We start from the raw sequence: 16,878 nt of genomic DNA, 5'->3' as shown, positions 1-16,878 counted from the left end.
CTGCGAGCGCGGCGACTTGATCAGCGTCCGGGGGGGCGCCCGCCACTGGTTCGACATGGGCGCGCGGCCGACCTTCACCGCCATCCGCTTCTTCACCCGGCCGGACGGCTGGGTGGCGGCCTACACCGGCGACGCCATCGCCGAACGGTTCCCCGTACCCCCGCTGTGAAACCGGGTGCGTCGATTTGTGCTGTACGGAAGCGGTGTGGGTTGTTGCCGCCCCCTATGACAAAGGTTAGAAATTGTCGGAGGGAGAAACGTTCGCGCCGCTGCCTCCGCAGGTAGTGGCGCGCCGAACGCCGAGGTGCGCATGGCGCCGAGTGGTCACGCGGTCAACGAGACCGGCAACGGGTTCATCGACGGCACGCACAGCGCCCTGTTGCGCCACGTCCACGACATCCGCGAGCAGTGCGTCGATGGCTCCCCGCGCGCGGCGGTGATCCCCTGCTTCGACGCCTTCGTTGGCGAGATGACCGTACATTTCGGCCATGAGGAACTGATCCTGCGCGCCTCCGGCTTCGCCGGCTGGGAGGAACACGCCGAGCAGCACCAGACGCTGGGCCGGCAGGTCGGCCGGCTGGTGGACTATCTGCGCGAATGCGACGTGTCGCGCGAGTTCCTGTGTACGGTGGCCGGCACGCTCGACCACGCGCTCTCGCAGCACGAGATCAAGCACGACGGCGCCTACGCCGCCCTGCTGCGGGCATCTCCGGCGCCGGAGCAGGGCGCCGACCTGATCGCCTGGACCCCTGGCTTCGAGACCGGCGTCGAACCCATCGACGCGCAGCACCGCGAACTGGCCGGCCTGGTCAACGAGTTGCACCGGCTGGCGGCCGGTGTGCACGACCGCGCCGAGGCTATGGTGCTGCTGGAGCGGGTCGGCCACCACGTGCGGGCGCACTTCGACGCCGAGGAGCGCGTGATGCGCGCCGCCTCGCCGGCCCGCTGCGTCAGCCACGCGGCCAGCCACACGCAGATGCTCGGCCAGTTCGACGCCATGTGCGGGCAGGTGGCGTCCGGCGTGGTCCCGCTGGAGGTGGCGGTGCGCGACTTCCTGCGCTTCTGGCTGATGGACCACATCCTGGTCTGCGACCGTCCGCACTTCCTGGTGATGGGGCTGGTCCGGCCGCCCGAGGCCGTGGTATAAGCCATTGATGTATTGGCAATTTTTCTGGAATACGCCGACGTATGGGCGTGCCATGAAAATATCACTTGAATCCGCGGCCAATCGGCGTATTTCGTAGCGGACGACGCACATCGCACGTGCCTATGGCCCACAGTGGTTATGCAACGACGTACCGCGTCCTTTTTGGCAGAGCCGGTCATCAGTGGGCCGGTCCCGAGAGGGAGCACAGTATGTTGTCCAGTCACCACGGCAGGGCCCAGAGACGGTAAGCCCCAGCCGGACATCGACGCCGTGAAGACCCGGAGCTGTTGAGCCCGGGTCCGCGTACGACTCCGGCTGCACCCGTCACCATCCGACAAACCCGACCCTGGTCTGCGGCACAGCAATGGCCGCTCAGGACCGCTTTTGCTCACGGGCCCGCGCACCGGGCCCGGAATGGAGTGCGCCATGGGCTTCATCCGTCCCCGTTCCGCGGTCACCCCGCTGCGCCGCGCCGCCAACACCTCCACCGCCGCCGTCGGACACCGCCCGTCGGTGATGCAGGCCGTCGCCCTGCACCGGCCGGAGGACCCCATGCATTGCATCCGCCCCGGCGTCCTGGCCGAGACGGCGCGCCGTTTCGTGGGCGCCTTCGGCGACGCGACCGGCGGCGCCCGGGGAGGTGACGTGCTGTACGCCGTGAAGTGCAACCCGGAACCGGCGGTGCTGCGCGCGCTGTGGGACGGCGGGGTGCGCCACTTCGACGTGGCGTCGCTGGGCGAGGTGCGTCTGGTCCGCCAGATGTTCCCGGAGGCCGAGCTGCACTACATGCACCCGGTCAAGGGCCGGCAGGCGATCCGGCAGGCCTACCAGCAGTACGGCGTGCGCGACTTCGTCCTCGATTCGATGGACGAGCTGCGGAAGCTGATGGAGGAGACCGACGAGGCGGCCGACCTCGGCCTGATCGTGCGCCTCGCGCTGCCGAAGGGCAACGCGGTGTACGACCTGTCCGGCAAGTTCGGTGCCCAGCCGGACGAGGCGGTGAGGCTGCTGCGCGCCGTGCGCGTGGTGGCGCCCAAGGTGGGGGTGAGCTTCCACGTCGGCTCGCAGATGCTTGAGCCGGCGGCGTACGAGCGCGCCATCGCCCTGGCCGGCCGCGTCATCGCAGAGTCCGGTGTGGCGGTGGACGTGCTGGACGTCGGCGGCGGCTTCCCGGTGTCCTACCCGGACGTCACCCCGCCGCCGCTCGACGACTTCATGGCGGCCATCGCGCGGGGCGTCGCCGCGCTCGACCTGCCGGCGCACTGCCGGATCTGGTGCGAGCCGGGGCGCGCCCTGGTGGCGGCCGGCGTGTCGCTGGTCGTGCAGGTGATGAAGCGCCGCGGCGACGAGCTGTTCATCAACGACGGCGTCTACGGCAGCCTGTCCGACGCCGGCGTGCCGGGCTTCCGCTTCCCGGTGCGGCTGCTGCGGCCGTTCGACGGCATGTTCGGCGGCGGCATCGAGGCGGAGGCCGTGCCGTTCGCCTTCTATGGCCCGACCTGCGACAGCGCCGACCGCATGAACGGCCCGTTCCTGCTGCCCGCCGACGTGCGCGAGGGCGACTGGATCGAGATCGGCCAGCTCGGCGCCTACGGTGCGTGCCTGCGCACGGCGTTCAACGGCTTCGATCAGGCGCGCCTCGTCGAGGTCGCCGACCGTCCGCTCCTCGAGACGCCGGGCCACCGTATTTCTACGCAGGCGGCCTGAGTCTTTTTGCAACGGCGGAAATATCGAGTATAGAACCGCTCGCGCGACCCCACTCTCCGTGGGGCCAACCGGCCGACGTGGCCATTCGTGGATCTTTTTACCCTGGGGGACCCACCCATGACCCTGAACACCAAGCACTGCGACTTCGCCGGTCGCATGGTCATCGTCGGCTTTGGCTCGATCGGCCAGGGCGTGCTGCCGCTGATCTTCCGCCACATCGGCATCACGAAGGAGCAGATCACCATCGTGACCGCCGAGGAGCGCGGCCATGAGGAGGCGAACGAGTACGGCGTCCGCTTCATCAACAACGCGCTGACCCGGGACAACTACCTGGACGTCCTGCGCCCGATGCTGGGCAAGGGCGATTTCCTGGTGAACCTGTCGGTGGACGTGTCGTCGATCGCGCTGGTCGAGTTCTGCAACGAGGTGGGTGCACTCTACATCGACACCTGCATCGAGCCCTGGCCCGGCGGCTACACCGACCCGAGCCTGAGCCCCTCGCTGCGCTCCAACTACGCGCTGCGCGAGTCGGCGCTCGGCCACAAGGAGACGTACGCCGGCGGCCCGACCGCGGTGCTGACGCACGGCGCCAACCCGGGTCTGGTGTCGCACTTCATCAAGCAGGCGCTGCTCGACATCGCGCGCGACACCGGCGTCAAGACCGACGTGCCGACGGACCGCGCCGGCTGGGCCGCGCTGGCCAAGGCGCTGGACGTCAAGGTCATCCACGTCGCCGAGCGCGACACCCAGGTCGCCAATCAGCCGAAGAAGGTCGGCGAGTTCGTCAACACCTGGTCGATCGACGGTTTCGTGTCCGAGGGCTGCCAGCCGGCCGAGCTGGGCTGGGGCAGCCACGAGAAGGCCCTCCCGCCCGACGGCCGCCGCCACGAGTTCGGTTCCGACGCCGCCATCTACCTGCTGCGCCCGGGTGCGAGCACCCGCGTGCGCACCTGGACGCCGCTGGAAGGCCCGTTCCACGGCTTCCTGATCACCCACAGCGAGGCGATCTCCACCGCCGACTACTACACGGTGAAGGAGGGCGGCACGGTCACCTACCGGCCGACCGTGCACTACGCCTATCACCCCTGCGACGACGCGGTGAAGTCGGTGCACGAGTTCGCCGGCAAGAACTGGAATCTCCAGCCCTCGAAGCGCCTGATGATGGACGAGATCGTCAGCGGCATCGACGAACTGGGCGTGCTGCTGATGGGCCACAAGAAGGGCGCCTACTGGTACGGCTCGCGCCTGTCCATCGGCGAGGCCCGCGAGATCATCCCGCACAACAACGCCACCTCGCTGCAGGTGACTGTGGCGGTGCTGGCCGGCATCGTCTGGGCGCTGGAGAACCCGACCGCCGGCGTGGTCGAGCCGGAGGAGCTGGACTTCCAGCGCGTGCTGGAGGTCTGCCGCCCGTACCTCGGCGAGGTGGTCGGCGCTTACGGCGACTGGACCCCGCTGGAGGACCGCGGCCGCCTGTTCCCGGAGGATGTGGACACCGATTGCCCGTGGCAGTTCAAGAACTTCCGCGTGGTGTAAGACTATAGTCGTTCCGCAATGGAAAGGGGTGCTCTGCTGGGCGCCCCTTTTTCTTTTGTGGAACCCTTCGCCCTCCAAGCGGTTGTTGGCGCCAATGGAGGGTCAATACGATGAGAATACGGGTTTTTGTTGCGGCTGCTGCGTTTGCTCTGGCGGCGACGCCGGCGCTCGCCGAGGGAAACAAACCCAAGCTTCAGGTTGAGGACGGTGGCGGCGAGCCGGTCATCGTTCAGCAGGGCAAGGGGTCCTTCTACGGCGACGGCTTCCACGGCAAGAAGACCGCGACCGGCGAGCGCTTCGACAAGAACAAGCCGACGGCGGCGTCGAAGGAGCTGCCGCTGGGCTCCAAGGCCACGGTGACCAACGAGGACACCGGTAAGAGCACCGACGTCACCATCAACGACCGCGGCCCGCACGTGCCCGGCCGGGTGATCGACCTGTCGGAGAAAGCCGCCAAGGACATCGGCCTGGACAAGGAGGACGGCGTGGCCCCAGTGCGCGTCGAGGCCAAGCCCTCCGCGCAGCCGGACCCCGAGGTGAAGGAGAAGCTGGAGGACAAGGCGGAGCGGATCGGCGCCGGGGCGTCGGGGAAGGACGCGCGGGGCGGGAGCGGGTCGGGGAAGTAGGCCGCGGGTACCCCCTTGACGCCCCCACGCTCCCGCTGGATTGATGGGGCATGCGCCCCGCCGTCCTGTTCCCCCTGTTCAAGCCGCTGTCCAGCCTGCCCGGTCTCGGCCCCAAGCTCGCGAAGCTGGCCGAGAAGCTGGCGGGCCCGTGCGCCGTCGACCTGCTGTGGCACCTGCCCTGCGGCATCATCGACCGCCGATTCGCCCCGAAGATCGCCGACGCGCCGGGCGGGCGGGTGTGCACGCTGACGGTGCGGGTCGATTCGCACGTCGCGCCGATCAACCCGCGCCATCCCTACAAGGTGCGCTGCACCGACGAGACCGGCGTGCTGGAGCTGATCTACTTCCACGCGCGCGGTCCGTGGCTGGAGAAGCAGATCCCCGTCGGCACGACCGTCGTCGTCAGCGGCAAGGTGGAGTGGTTCAACACCACGCTCCAGATGCCGCACCCCGACGCCGTGGCGACCATCGAGTCCCGCGACGAGATCGAGGCGGTGGAGCCGGTCTACCCGATGACCGCCGGTCTGCCGGCCAAGACGCTGCGCAAGGCGATCCGCGCCGTGGTGGGCGAGGTGCCGGAACTGCCCGAATGGCAGGACGCCGCGTGGCTGAAGCGGCGCGGCTGGCCGACGTGGCACGACGCCATCCGCCGCGCCCACCATCCGGAGGACGAGGCCGACCTGCGGCTCTCCGCGCCGTTCCGCCAGCGCCTCGCCTTCGACGAGCTGCTGTCGAACCAGCTGGCGCTGACGCTGGTGCGGTTGCAGCAGCGCCGCCTGGTCGGCCGCGCCACCAAGGGGGACGGCCGGCTGCGCGCGAAGGTGCTGGAGGTTCTGCCGTTCGCGCTGACCTCATCGCAGGTGCAGGCGCTGGCCGACATCGACGCCGACATGGCGGCGGAGCGGCGCATGCTGCGCCTGCTCCAGGGCGACGTCGGCAGCGGCAAGACGGTGGTGGCGCTGCTCGCGATGCTGAACGCGGTGGAGGCGGGCGCCCAGGCGGCTCTGATGGCGCCGACCGAGATCCTGGCGCGCCAGCACGCCGAGACGCTGGCGCCGCTGTGCAAGGCGGCGGGCGTGGACATCGCGCTGCTGACCGGCCGCGACAAGGGCAAGGCGCGCACCGCGGTGCTGGAACGGCTGGCGTCCGGCGAGCTGCCGATCCTCATCGGCACCCACGCGCTGTTCCAGGAGGATGTGGCGTTCAAGGACCTTGCCGTCGCGGTGATCGACGAGCAGCACCGCTTCGGCGTGCACCAGCGCCTGCAACTGTCGGCCAAAGGGCGCGGGGTGGACGTGCTGGTGATGACGGCGACGCCGATCCCGCGCACGCTGACGCTGACCGCCTACGGCGACATGGATGTCTCGCGCCTGCTGGAGAAGCCGGCCGGGCGCAAGCCGGTGCAGACCGCCACCATCGCCCTCGACCGGCTGGAGGAGGTGGCCGCCGGCATCCGCCGCAAGGTGGCGGAGGGCGCACGGGTCTACTGGGTCTGCCCGCTGGTCGAGGAGTCCGAACAGCTCGACCTCGCCGCGGCGACCGAGCGGCACGCCTTCCTGCGCGCCACCTTCGGCGACCGGGTCGGGCTGGTGCACGGCAAGATGCGCGGCCCGGACAAGGACGCGGTGATGGCCGCCTTCGCCGAGGGGCGGCTGGACGTGCTGGTCGCCACCACGGTGATCGAGGTCGGCGTGAACGTGCCCGAGGCGACGGTGATGGTGGTCGAGCACGCTGAGCGCTTCGGCCTCGCCCAGCTGCACCAGCTGCGCGGCCGGGTCGGGCGCGGCGACAAGCCGTCGAGCTGCCTGCTGCTGTTCGATCCGCACCTGACCGAGACCGCCCGCGCCCGCCTGAAGACCCTGCGCGACACCGAGGACGGCTTCGTCATCGCCGAGGAGGATCTGAAGCTGCGCGGTGCCGGCGAGGTGCTGGGCACCCGGCAGTCCGGCCTCCCGGAGTTCCGCCTCGCCGACCTTGCCGAGCACGGCGAGCTGCTGTCCGCCGCGCGCGACGACGCCCGCCTGATCGTCGAGCGCGACCCGGACCTCGCCAGCCCGCGCGGGCAGGCGCTGCGCACGCTGCTCTACCTGTTCGAGCGGGATGCTGCGGCGAAGACGCTGCGGTCGGGGTGAGCACACAGTCCCTCCCTCGCCCCCGGCGGGGGAGGGAGGGGACCCACGAAGTGGGAAGGGTGGGGGCTACGGCTTCGCGGAAGCAACCAGCCCCCACCTAACCTCCCCCGCCGGGGGCGGGGGAGGGACTTGGAGCGTTACGCGCTGATCCGCTCCGGCTCTTCCATGGGCTTCTCCGGTGGCGTAACAATGCCGGCGGAGAGCACCATCTTTAGCCCCTCCTCGACCGTCATGTCGAGCACCGTCACCTCGCGGCGCGGCACGAACACCAGGTAGCCGGCGGTCGGCGGGGCGCAGGGGATGAAGACGTTCACCATCGCCTCGCCGGACACCTTCTGGATCTCCGGGTGCGCGGTGCCGCTGATGAAGCCCAGCGACCACAGGCCCTTGCGCGGGTACTCGACCAGCACGACCTCGCGGAACGCCTTGGACTTGTTGGCGAGCACCGTCTCGACGATCTGCTTCACCGCGCTGTAGACGCCGCGCACCACCGGCGTGCGGCCGACCAGCCCCTCGCCGGCGCGCAGCACCAGCCTTCCGACGTAGCCGGCGGCGAAGGCGCCGATCAGCGTCAGGAACAGGATCATCACCACCACCCCGATGCCCGGGATGGAGAAGGGGAGGTAATTCTCCGGGTTGTAGGCGGAGGGGATCAGCGGACGGATGCGGCTGTCGATCAGCTCGATGAACCAGGAGGCCAGATAGACGGTGATGGCAATCGGCGCCGTCACCAGGATGCCGGCCAGGAAATAGGCCCTCAACCGGCCCATGAACCCGATGCCCTCGCGCCGGGCGCGGGGGGGCGCCGTCTCCTCGTGCTGCTCGCTGCCGTCCACGCCCGACCCCGGAATTATCGCGACGCACCATAGTGATACAGGACGCGGCGGCGGTCCAGCGCTTGCGGTGCCCTCCGCCAGCCACAACTTTGCTGGGCATGACCGCGACTCCCCGACTGCTGGCGCTCGCCACCGCGCTGCCGCCGCACCGCGTGACCCAGGCCGAGACGCTGGCGACCGCCCGTGCCGTCTTCGCCCCTCGCATGCGCGACTTCGACCGCCTCGCCCCGGTGTTCCCCAACACCGCCATTGAGACCCGCCACATCTGCATGCCGCTGGAGTGGTACCTGCAGCCGCGCGGCTGGCCGGAGCGCATGGCCGCCTTCCAGGACCGCGCGCTGGAACTGCTGGAGCAGGCCGCCGCGGCGGCGCTGGAGCGGGCGAGGCTGCGGCCGGGGGACGTCGACGCCATCGTCTGCGCCTGCACCACCGGGATATCGACGCCGAGCCTGGAGGCGCTGCTGCTGGAGCGCATGGGATTCCGGCCGGACACCGTGCGGCTGCCGGTGTTCGGGCTGGGCTGCGCCGGCGGCGTGCTGGGGCTGGCGCGGGCGGCGATGGCGGCGCGGGCGATGCCGGGCAGGACCGTGCTGTTCCTGGTCGTCGAGCTGTGCACGCTGGCCTTCCGCCCCGGCGAGGCGACGCCGACCAACGTGGTCGCCAGCGCCCTGTTCGCCGACGGCGCGGCGGCGGCGCTGGTGTGCCTCGACGACGACGGAGATGGCCCGCGCCTGCTGGGCAGCGCCGAGCACACGTGGCCCGGCACCCGCGAGGTGATGGGCTGGCGGGTCGAGGACGATGGGCTGGGCGTCATCTTCCGGCAGGACATCCCGGACATCATCCGCAGCCGCTTTCGCGGCGTGACCGACGCCTTCCTGACGCGCGAGGGGCTGGCGCTCGCGCAAGTGGCCGGCTTGGTCTGCCACCCGGGCGGCACCAAGGTGCTGCTCGCCGTCGAGGAGGTCATGGCGCCGCTCGGCGACGGGCTGGGCGACGCCTGGGCGGTGCTGCGCGACTGCGGCAACATGTCGGCGGCCAGCGTGATGTTCGTGCTGGAGCGGCGGCTGGCCGGCGGGGCCACGGGCTTGCAGCTGATGACGGCGCTCGGCCCCGGCTTCACCGCCGGGCTGATGCTGGTGGAGGTCTGAGGTGGGCTGGCCGCAGGCCATCGTGCTGCTGGTCGCCGTCCAGCGCCTGGGAGAGCTGGTGCTGGCGCAGCGCAACACCCAGCGGCTGCTGGCCGAGGGGGCGCGGGAGGAGGGGGCGGGGCACTACCCGCTGTTCGTCCTGCTGCACGGCGGCTGGCTGGCGGCGCTGTTCGCGCTGACCCCGGCGGACGCGCCGGTGAACCCGTGGCTGCTGGCGCTGTTCGTGCTGCTGCAGGCCGGGCGGGTGTGGGTGATCGCGTCGCTGGGGCGGTACTGGACGACGCGGATCGTCACCTTGGCCGGCGCGCCGCTGGTGCGGCGCGGGCCGTACCGCTGGGTGCGGCACCCGAACTATCTGGTGGTGGCCGGGGAGCTGGCGGTGCTGCCGCTCGCCTTCGGCGAGGCCGCGCTGGCGGTGCTGTTCAGCCTGCTCAACCTGCCGCTGACCTGGCACCGCATCCGGGTGGAGGAGGGGGCGCTGGCGCCCCGCGTCAGCCCAGCAACTCCGCCGCGATGAAGGTGAGCATGGTCACGCCGATGGCGATGGCGGCGCCGTCCACGTGATTCGGGAAGGCGTGCCAGAACGGGTCGGCGCCGCGGGGCAGGGGCTCCGGCTCCGCGCCCTCGTCCAGCCACAGGCCGGCGGGTAGGCCGCCGTTGGCCTTCTCGGCCAGCGCGCCGGACAGGTGCGCCATGCCCACCGCGAGATAGCAGAACTTCACGAAGCTCAACAGGAAGGCGAGCGTGCCGCCGGCCTCGGCGATGCGGTCCACGGCACCGCCGGTGGCCGCCACGGCCGAGGCCATGGCGATCGCCGCCGCCAAGGGGATCGCGACCACGGACAGCAGGCGCTGGGTGTCGATGCGGGCGGCGGTCGGGATGGTCATCGGTCGGCTCCGGGCAACTGGCTTCTGCGATGCTTCGTATGCCCTTTGTCCGGCATTCTGGTTAACGGCCAGTTACCAAAGTTACGATTCGCGCAGACCAAGGGTGGCGGCGGGGCTGGAGCTGGGCTATCGTCGGTGGCGTGACCGAGATCGCCAATCCCTCCCTCGACACCGTCGAGATTCTCAAGCCGCTGGACGCGCAAGTCCGCGCGGCGACGGCCCGGCGCTGCCGCTGGCGCCGCTTCGATTCCGGCGAACAGATCCTCGACCAGCAGGGCGGCACGCAGGACGTCTGCTTCGTGGTGCGCGGGCGGGTGCGGGTGGTGAACCACTCTGCCAGCGGGCGCGAGATCAGCTTCGACGACATCCCGGCCGGCGGCACGGTGGGCGAGATGGCGGCGGTGGACGGCGGCCCGCGCTCGGCCTCGGTGGTGGCGCTGGACGACGGCACGCTGATCGCCTTCCTCGCGCCCAAGCCGTTTCTGGAACTGGCCACCGGCCATCCGGGGCTGGCGCTGGCGGTGATGCGGCGGCTGTCCGGCATCGCCCGGCGCTCCACCGACCGCATCATGGAGCTGAGCACGCTGGGCGCCAACAACCGCGTGCACGCCGAGCTGCTGCGCCTCGCCCGCTTGCACGCCAAGCCGGACAACACCGCGGTGCTGGAGCCGATCCCGCTGCACGCCGACATCGCCGCGCGGGTCAGCACCACGCGCGAGACGGTGGCCCGCGTGCTGGGCGACCTGACCCGCGACGGGCTGCTGGCCAAGCGCGGCAACGCCCTGGTCATCCGCGACCTCGACCGCCTGGAGGAGATCGTCGAGGACGTGCGGGGGGCGCTGTAGATGCCGCACGCGCCGGCTCTGGCCGACGTCCTGGTCATCCTGCTGTCGGCGGTTCTGGTGGTGCCGCTGTTCGAGCGGCTGAAGGCCAGCCCGGTGCTGGGTTACCTCGCCGCCGGCATGCTGATCGGGCCGCACGGGCTGGCAATCATCGGCGATCCGGACGGCGCCGCCATGCTGGCGCACTTCGGCGTGGTGTTCCTGCTGTTCGCCATCGGGCTGGAGCTGTCGCTGGAACGCCTGCGCGTGATGCGCACGTGGGTGTTCGGGCTCGGCACGCTGCAGGTGGCGGCGACCACCGCGGTGGGCTGGCTGGGCGCCAAGGCGCTGGGCCTGTCGAACGCGGCGGCGCTGGTGGCTGCGGGCGGTTTGGCGCTGTCCTCCACCGCCATCGTCATGCAGATCCTCAAGGAGCGCGACGAGTTGGGCGCCAAGCACGGCCGCGTCGCCTTCGCCGTGCTGCTGATGCAGGATCTGGCGGTGGTGCCGCTGCTGACGCTGGTGCCGCTGCTGGGCTCCTACCAGTCGGACGTCGCCTGGGCGTTGGGGCTGGCGGCGGTGAAGGCGGTGGCGGCGCTGGTCGGCATCGTCGTGGTCGGGCAGGTGGTGCTGCGTCCGGTGCTGCGCATGGTGGCGGCGGCCCGCTCGCCGGAGCTGTTCACCGGGGTGACCCTGCTGATCGTGCTGGGGGTGGGCTGGCTGACCGATCTGGCCGGGCTGTCCATGGCGCTGGGCGCGTTCCTGGCCGGTCTGGTCATCGCCGAGACCGAGTATTGCCATCAGGTCGAGGCCGACATCGAGCCGTTCCGCGGCGTGCTGCTGGCGCTGTTCTTCATGACCGTCGGCATGACGGTGGACCTGGGGCTCGTGGCCAAGGCGTTCCCGGTGGTGCTCGTCCTGGCGGTGGCGCTGGTGGCGGGCAAGGCGCTGCTGCTGGGCGGGCTGGCGCGGCTGTTCGGCATCTCCGCCGCCACCGCGGTGCAGGTCGGCCTGACGCTGAGCCAGGGTGGCGAGTTCGCCTTCGTCCTCTACGACCTCGCCCGCGGCCACGGCGTCCTGGCGCCGGAGGAGGCGCAGCTGATGCTGGCGGTGATCGCGCTGTCGATGGCGGCGACACCGTTCCTGATGGCCGCCGGCCGCCGCCTCGCCGGCCGCCTCGCCCAGCCGCCGAGCGAGGCGTTGCGCCAGATGGCCGGGGCGACGGGCGAGCTGCGCGGCCATGTGCTGATCGCCGGCTTCGGCCGCGTCGGCCAGACGCTGGCGCGCGTGCTGGAGGCCAACGAGGTGCCGTGGGTGGCGGTGGACCTGGAGCCGAGGCGGGTGGGCGAGGGCCGGGCGCGCGGCCTGCCGGTCTATTTCGGCGACGCATGCCGCCCCGACGTGCTGGCCGCCGCCGGCGCCGGGCACGCCCGCGCCGCGGTGGTGACGCTGGACCACCCGGCGCTGGCCGAACGGGCGGTGCGCGCCTTGCGTGGAGGCAACCCGGCGATGACCATCGTGGTGCGCGGCCACGACGGAGGCCACGCCGATGCCCTGGAGCGTGCCGGCGCCACCTTCGTGGTGCCCGAGGCGGTGGAGGCCAGCCTGGAACTGGGCGGCACCGTGCTGCGCGGCCTGGGACAGGACGCCTACGACGTCGAGCGCGTGCTGCACCGCTTCCGCGAGGACGCCTATGCGAGCCTAGGCAACCTTATCCCGGCGAAGCCGCCGCCGAGAAGGCACCCGGTGGCGGTGCCGATCAGCCTGGACGATTTGAACGATCCGCGGCGGTGAGGCGGCGAATGGAACGCTGTGGAACACTATGGAACAGTGTGCGCGGCGTGTTCAGTTCGGTGGGGTGGTCACGGCTCTGCTGCGGACAATCATCCTATACCCCTGGGACTCGAACATTTCAAGAACAAAACCGCTCGGCTGGTAATTGCCGCTTGTGAGGCGGGGGGATACTCAGCGGACCGGCGGACGCGTTATCGGCACGTCACGCGTCCGGGAGCCCGCGCTCGTTCCGGCGCGCATCGCCGCCGTGCCGCTGCCTGCCGCAGAGCAGGGGCCTTGCCGCCATCTCGCCGTTGGGCTACCTCTCACCTCCATGACGACCGAATCCCCCCTCGATCCCCTGGAAGCCCGCCGCAAGCGTCTGCGGTTCCGGTCCTGGCACCGCGGCACGCGGGAGATGGACCTGATCATGGGCTCCTTCGCCGACGCCGCCACGCCGGCGTTCGACGCCACGCTGCTCGACCAGTACGAGGCGCTCCTGGAATTGTCGGATCCCGATCTCTACAATTGGATCACCGGCAAGGAGCCGGTCCCGGCCGAGCACGACACCGAGGTCATGCGCCGGCTGGTCGCGTTCCGCTACACCCCCCGTCAGGGCTCCTGACGCCCATTCCCTGACGCCAGTTCAAGGTCAGCCGTGATCAAGTTCGACTTGCAGCCCGGCCGGCCCGCCCGCCTGCTGGTCGGCGGCGCGCCGGAAGGGCACGACGCCCGCATCCTCGCCGCCCTGGCCGAGCGCGCCGGTGCCGCCGGCGTGCTGCATGTGGCGCTCGACGACGCCCGCACCGCGCGGCTGGCCGAGGCGCTGGCGTTCTTCGCGCCGGACCTAGAGGTCCTGCACCTGCCGGCGTGGGACTGCCTGCCCTATGACCGCGTGTCGCCGAACGGCGAGATCGTCGCGGCGCGCATCGACGCGCTGACCCGGCTGATGGAGCGCGGCGAGCGGTCGGCTCCCCTGGTGGTGCTGACCACGGTCAACGGGCTGGTGCAGAAGGTGCCGCCGCGCGCGGCGTTCCGCAACGCCACGTGGTCGGCGAAGATCGGCCAGCGCATCGACCTGGAGAAGCTGCAGACCTATCTGGCGCAGAACGGCTACACCCGCGCGCAGACGGTGCGCGAGCCGGGCGAGTTCGCCATCCGCGGCGGCATCGTCGACCTGTTCCCGCCGGGCACGGCGGAGCCGCTGCGCCTCGACCTGTTCGGCGACGAACTGGAGGGCGTGCGCGCCTTCGACCCGATGTCGCAGCGCACCACCGAGAAGTGCGACGGCGTGGCGCTGAAGCCGGTGTCGGAGGTGTTCCTCGACGAGGCGGGCATCGCCCGCTTCCGCTCCGGCTACCGGGAGCTGTTCGGCGCCGTCACCGACGATGACCCGCTGTACGAGGCGGTGTCGGCCGGGCGCAAGATGGCGGGCATGGAGCACTGGCTGCCGCTGTTCCACGAGGGCATGGACACGCTGCTGGACTACCTGCCGCGCGCCATCGTCTCGCTGGACCATCAGGCGGAGGAGGCGCGGGACTCGCGCCTCGCCCAGGTGCAGGACTTCTACCAGTCGCGCGCCACCATGATGGGCGTCGACAAGAAGGCCGGGCAGCCGGTCTACAAGCCGGTGCCGCCGGGGACGCTGTTCCTCGACAAGGGCGGCTGGGACGCGGCGCTCGGCAGCACGGCGGTGGTGCAGTTGCAGCCCTTCGCCACGCCGCCGGGCATCAAGGGCACGCAGGACGCCGGCGGGCGCCTCGGCCACGACTTCGCCGAGGAGCGGGCGCGGCCGGACGTCAACGTCTTCGACGCGGTGCGGCAGTTCATCGAACGGCTGCGCGCCGACGGGCGCAAGGTGCTGGTGGCCGGCTACTCGGCCGGTTCGCGCGACCGGCTGATGAGCGTGCTGGCCGACCACGGCATCCACGGGCTGGAACCGGCGGAGAGCATCGCCGACGTCCAACGCTTCGACCGCCACGTCACCGCCATGGTGGTGCTGGGGATCGAGCACGGCTTCGCGGCGCCCGACCTCGCGGTCATCACCGAGCAGGACATCCTCGGCGACCGCATGGTGCGGCCGGCCAAGAAGAAGCGGAAGCACGCCAACTTCATCGCCGAGTATTCAGCGCTCACCGTCGGCGACCTCGTGGTGCACACCGACCACGGCATCGGGCGCTACGATGGGCTGGCGACGCTGGAGGTGTCGGGGGCGCCGCACGATTGCCTGCGCATCATCTACCTGGGTGACGACAAGCTGTTCGTGCCGGTCGAGAACATCGAGGTGCTGACCCGCTACGGCTCCGAGGACGCCGGGGCGCAGCTCGACAAGCTCGGCGGGGTGGGCTGGCAGGGGCGCAAGGCGCGGGTCAAGAAGCGCCTGAAGGACATGGCCGAGGCGCTGCTGAAGATCGCCGCCGAGCGCGAGCTGAAGCGCGCCGACGCGCTGGCCCCGCCGGAGGGCATCTACCAGGAGTTCGCCGCCCGCTTCCCCTACCCGGAGACCGACGACCAGCTGAAGGCCATCGAGGACGTGTTCACCGACCTCGGCTCGGGCAAGCCGATGGACCGGCTGGTGTGCGGCGACGTCGGCTTCGGCAAGACCGAGGTGGCGTTGCGCGCCGCCTTCCTGGTCGCCATGAGCGGCCAGCAGGTCGCCGTGGTGGTGCCGACCACGCTGCTGGCCCGCCAGCACTTCAAGACCTTCACGACGCGCTTCGCCGGGCTGCCGGTGCGCATCCAGCAGCTGTCGCGCATGGTCACCGCCAAGGAGCAGGGCAAGGTCAAGCAGGAGCTGGCCGAGGGCACGGTGGACATCGTCATCGGCACGCACGCGCTGCTCGGCAAGGGGCTGGAGTTCAAGCGGCTCGGCATGGTCATCGTCGACGAGGAGCAGCACTTCGGCGTCAAGCAGAAGGAGCGGCTGAAGGAGCTGCGCACCGACGTGCACGTGCTGACGCTGACCGCCACGCCGATCCCGCGCACCTTGCAGATGGCGCTGTCGGGCGTGCGCGAGCTGACGCTGATCGCCACACCTCCCGTCGATCGGCTGGCGGTGCGCACCTTTGTGCTGCCCTACGATCCCGTCGTGATCCGCGAGGCGATCCTGCGCGAGCACTACCGCGGCGGCCAGACCTTCTACGTCTGTCCGCGCGTCGAGGATCTGGCGAAGGTGGCGGAGCGGGTGCGCGAACTGGTGCCGGAGGTCAAGGTCGTCACCGCGCACGGCCAGATGGCGGCGTCGGAGCTGGAAGACGTGATGACCGCCTTCGACGAGGGCAAGTTCGAGGTGCTGCTCGCTACCAACATCATCGAGAGCGGCATCGACATCCCCTCGGCCAACACGCTGATCGTGCACCGGGCGGACATGTTCGGGCTGGCGCAGCTGTACCAGATCCGCGGGCGGGTCGGACGCTCGAAGGTGCGCGGCTACGCCTACCTCACATACGCGCCGGGCAAGCCGCTGTCGGGCACCGCGCAGCAGCGGCTGCACGTCATCGAGACGCTGGATTCGCTGGGTGCGGGCTTCCAGCTGGCCAGCCACGACATGGACATCCGCGGTGCGGGCAACCTGCTGGGCGAGGAGCAGTCGGGCCACGTCAAGGAGGTCGGCGTCGAGCTGTACCAGCACATGCTGGAGGAGGCCGTCGCCAACGCGAAGGCGGGGATTGGACAGGAACAGGCGGCGACCGAGGAGTGGACGCCGACCATCAACCTCGGCACCCCGGTGCTGATCCCGGAGGAGTACGTCGCCGACCTCACCGTGCGGCTGTCGCTGTACCGCCGCATCTCCGAGCTGGTCGACCGGCCGGAGATCGAGGCCTTCGCGGCGGAACTCATCGACCGCTTCGGCAAGCTGCCGTCCGAGGTCGAGAACCTGCTGGACGTGGTGACCATCAAGCAGCTCTGCCGGCAGGCGGGGATCGAGCGGGTGGACGCCGGGCCGAAGGGCGCGGTGCTGACTTTCCGCGGGAACACCTTCGCCCGGCCGGACAAGCTGATCGGCTACATCGCCGGGCGCGGCGGGCTGATGAAGCTGCGGCCCGACCACAAGCTGGTCTACACCCGCGTCTGGGACGACGAGGCGCTGCGCGTCACCGGCGTGAAGCGGCTGATGAAGGACCTCGCCGACATGGCGGCCGGTCTGGACGTGAAGGGCGAGCCGCCGCCCCCGCCGCCTCCACCCCCGCCGCCGCGACCGACCGCGCTGAAGGCCGGCTCGAAGTTCGGCCGCGTGCCGCCCGGGCGCTTCGGGCGGCGTTGAG

General features: G+C 70.8%; 13 protein-coding genes and 1 pseudogene. 12 read left to right on the top strand and 2 right to left on the bottom strand.

The window, feature by feature from the left end; all coding sequences use genetic code 11:
- The 6 genes and pseudogenes from TSO221_RS04255 to recG all read left to right on the top strand — a co-directional run.
- Nucleotides 1–169: pseudogene (locus TSO221_RS04255) on the top strand (acireductone dioxygenase); the annotation flags it as partial.
- Between the two features lie 141 nt (nucleotides 170–310).
- The gene (locus TSO221_RS04250; RefSeq protein WP_109117220.1) at nucleotides 311–1,147 is read left to right on the top strand and encodes a hemerythrin domain-containing protein; all 837 of its coding nucleotides are present in this window, start codon (nucleotides 311–313) and stop codon (nucleotides 1,145–1,147) included.
- Nucleotides 1,148–1,573: 426 nt separating this feature from the next.
- Nucleotides 1,574–2,854 (top strand): type III PLP-dependent enzyme, encoded by a 1,281-nt coding sequence (locus TSO221_RS04245; protein ID WP_109117219.1) that lies wholly within the window; start codon nucleotides 1,574–1,576, stop codon nucleotides 2,852–2,854.
- A gap of 117 nt (nucleotides 2,855–2,971) precedes the next feature.
- Nucleotides 2,972–4,390 carry a saccharopine dehydrogenase C-terminal domain-containing protein gene (locus TSO221_RS04240; RefSeq protein WP_109117218.1) on the top strand — a complete coding sequence of 473 codons (1,419 nt, stop codon included), beginning with the start codon at nucleotides 2,972–2,974 and terminating at the stop codon, nucleotides 4,388–4,390.
- A gap of 110 nt (nucleotides 4,391–4,500) precedes the next feature.
- Nucleotides 4,501–5,016, top strand: a complete 516-nt coding sequence (locus tag TSO221_RS04235; protein ID WP_109117217.1) for a septal ring lytic transglycosylase RlpA family protein — start codon at nucleotides 4,501–4,503, stop codon at nucleotides 5,014–5,016.
- 50 nt (nucleotides 5,017–5,066) lie between these two features.
- Complete coding sequence (gene recG / locus TSO221_RS04230; protein ID WP_109117216.1) at nucleotides 5,067–7,148, top strand: ATP-dependent DNA helicase RecG; 2,082 nt, start codon at nucleotides 5,067–5,069, stop codon at nucleotides 7,146–7,148.
- A 137-nt stretch (nucleotides 7,149–7,285) separates the two neighbouring features.
- Here recG and TSO221_RS04225 read toward each other — a convergent pair whose 3' ends face one another.
- The gene (locus TSO221_RS04225; RefSeq protein WP_348770250.1) at nucleotides 7,286–7,984 is read right to left on the bottom strand and encodes a DUF502 domain-containing protein; all 699 of its coding nucleotides are present in this window, start codon (nucleotides 7,982–7,984) and stop codon (nucleotides 7,286–7,288) included.
- 98 nt (nucleotides 7,985–8,082) lie between these two features.
- On the opposite strand from TSO221_RS04225, the gene TSO221_RS04220 reads away from it, so the two are divergent.
- The gene (locus TSO221_RS04220; RefSeq protein WP_109117236.1) at nucleotides 8,083–9,132 is read left to right on the top strand and encodes a chalcone synthase; all 1,050 of its coding nucleotides are present in this window, start codon (nucleotides 8,083–8,085) and stop codon (nucleotides 9,130–9,132) included.
- 1 nt (nucleotide 9,133) lies between these two features.
- The gene (locus TSO221_RS04215; protein ID WP_109117215.1) at nucleotides 9,134–9,649 is read left to right on the top strand and encodes an isoprenylcysteine carboxylmethyltransferase family protein; all 516 of its coding nucleotides are present in this window, start codon (nucleotides 9,134–9,136) and stop codon (nucleotides 9,647–9,649) included.
- Here the strand turns inward: TSO221_RS04215 and TSO221_RS04210 are convergent.
- Nucleotides 9,624–10,019 carry a hypothetical protein gene (locus tag TSO221_RS04210; protein WP_109117214.1) on the bottom strand — a complete coding sequence of 132 codons (396 nt, stop codon included), beginning with the start codon at nucleotides 10,017–10,019 and terminating at the stop codon, nucleotides 9,624–9,626. The two genes, TSO221_RS04215 and TSO221_RS04210, sit on opposite strands and share 26 nt — an antisense overlap.
- 140 nt (nucleotides 10,020–10,159) lie before the next feature.
- Here TSO221_RS04210 and TSO221_RS04205 point away from each other — a divergent pair, with 140 nt between their 5' ends.
- From TSO221_RS04205 to mfd, 4 genes are all read left to right on the top strand, one after another.
- Nucleotides 10,160–10,864 (top strand): Crp/Fnr family transcriptional regulator, encoded by a 705-nt coding sequence (locus TSO221_RS04205; RefSeq protein ID WP_247877904.1) that lies wholly within the window; start codon nucleotides 10,160–10,162, stop codon nucleotides 10,862–10,864.
- Nucleotides 10,865–12,634 carry a monovalent cation:proton antiporter-2 (CPA2) family protein gene (locus TSO221_RS04200; RefSeq protein WP_109117213.1) on the top strand — a complete coding sequence of 590 codons (1,770 nt, stop codon included), beginning with the start codon at nucleotides 10,865–10,867 and terminating at the stop codon, nucleotides 12,632–12,634.
- Nucleotides 12,635–12,947: 313 nt separating this feature from the next.
- A complete protein-coding gene (locus TSO221_RS04195; RefSeq protein ID WP_109117212.1) occupies nucleotides 12,948–13,238 on the top strand; it encodes a succinate dehydrogenase assembly factor 2 in 291 nt (96 codons plus the stop codon).
- A 33-nt stretch (nucleotides 13,239–13,271) separates the two neighbouring features.
- Nucleotides 13,272–16,877, top strand: a complete 3,606-nt coding sequence (mfd, locus tag TSO221_RS04190; protein WP_109117211.1) for a transcription-repair coupling factor — start codon at nucleotides 13,272–13,274, stop codon at nucleotides 16,875–16,877.
- Nucleotide 16,878 lies beyond the last annotated feature (1 nt).

This window comes from Azospirillum sp. TSO22-1, assembly GCF_003116015.1.
Lineage (GTDB): Bacteria > Pseudomonadota > Alphaproteobacteria > Azospirillales > Azospirillaceae > Azospirillum.
Note: the sequence above shows the minus strand (reverse complement) of the source record. Positions and strands in the feature narration are given on the sequence as shown.

What these genes read in the sequence shown, in the direction of transcription:
- TSO221_RS04220 (WP_109117236.1), top strand. Translation starts at nt 8,083, where the DNA reads ATGACCGCGACTCCCCGACTGCTGGCGCTCGCCACCGCGCTGCCGCCG.
- TSO221_RS04195 (WP_109117212.1), top strand. Translation starts at nt 12,948, where the DNA reads ATGACGACCGAATCCCCCCTCGATCCCCTGGAAGCCCGCCGCAAGCGT.
- TSO221_RS04245 (WP_109117219.1), top strand. Translation starts at nt 1,574, where the DNA reads ATGGGCTTCATCCGTCCCCGTTCCGCGGTCACCCCGCTGCGCCGCGCC.
- TSO221_RS04240 (WP_109117218.1), top strand. Translation starts at nt 2,972, where the DNA reads ATGACCCTGAACACCAAGCACTGCGACTTCGCCGGTCGCATGGTCATC.
- recG (WP_109117216.1), top strand. Translation starts at nt 5,067, where the DNA reads ATGCGCCCCGCCGTCCTGTTCCCCCTGTTCAAGCCGCTGTCCAGCCTG.
- TSO221_RS04210 (WP_109117214.1), bottom strand. Translation starts at nt 10,019, where the DNA reads ATGACCATCCCGACCGCCGCCCGCATCGACACCCAGCGCCTGCTGTCC.
- TSO221_RS04200 (WP_109117213.1), top strand. Translation starts at nt 10,865, where the DNA reads ATGCCGCACGCGCCGGCTCTGGCCGACGTCCTGGTCATCCTGCTGTCG.
- TSO221_RS04250 (WP_109117220.1), top strand. Translation starts at nt 311, where the DNA reads ATGGCGCCGAGTGGTCACGCGGTCAACGAGACCGGCAACGGGTTCATC.
- TSO221_RS04235 (WP_109117217.1), top strand. Translation starts at nt 4,501, where the DNA reads ATGAGAATACGGGTTTTTGTTGCGGCTGCTGCGTTTGCTCTGGCGGCG.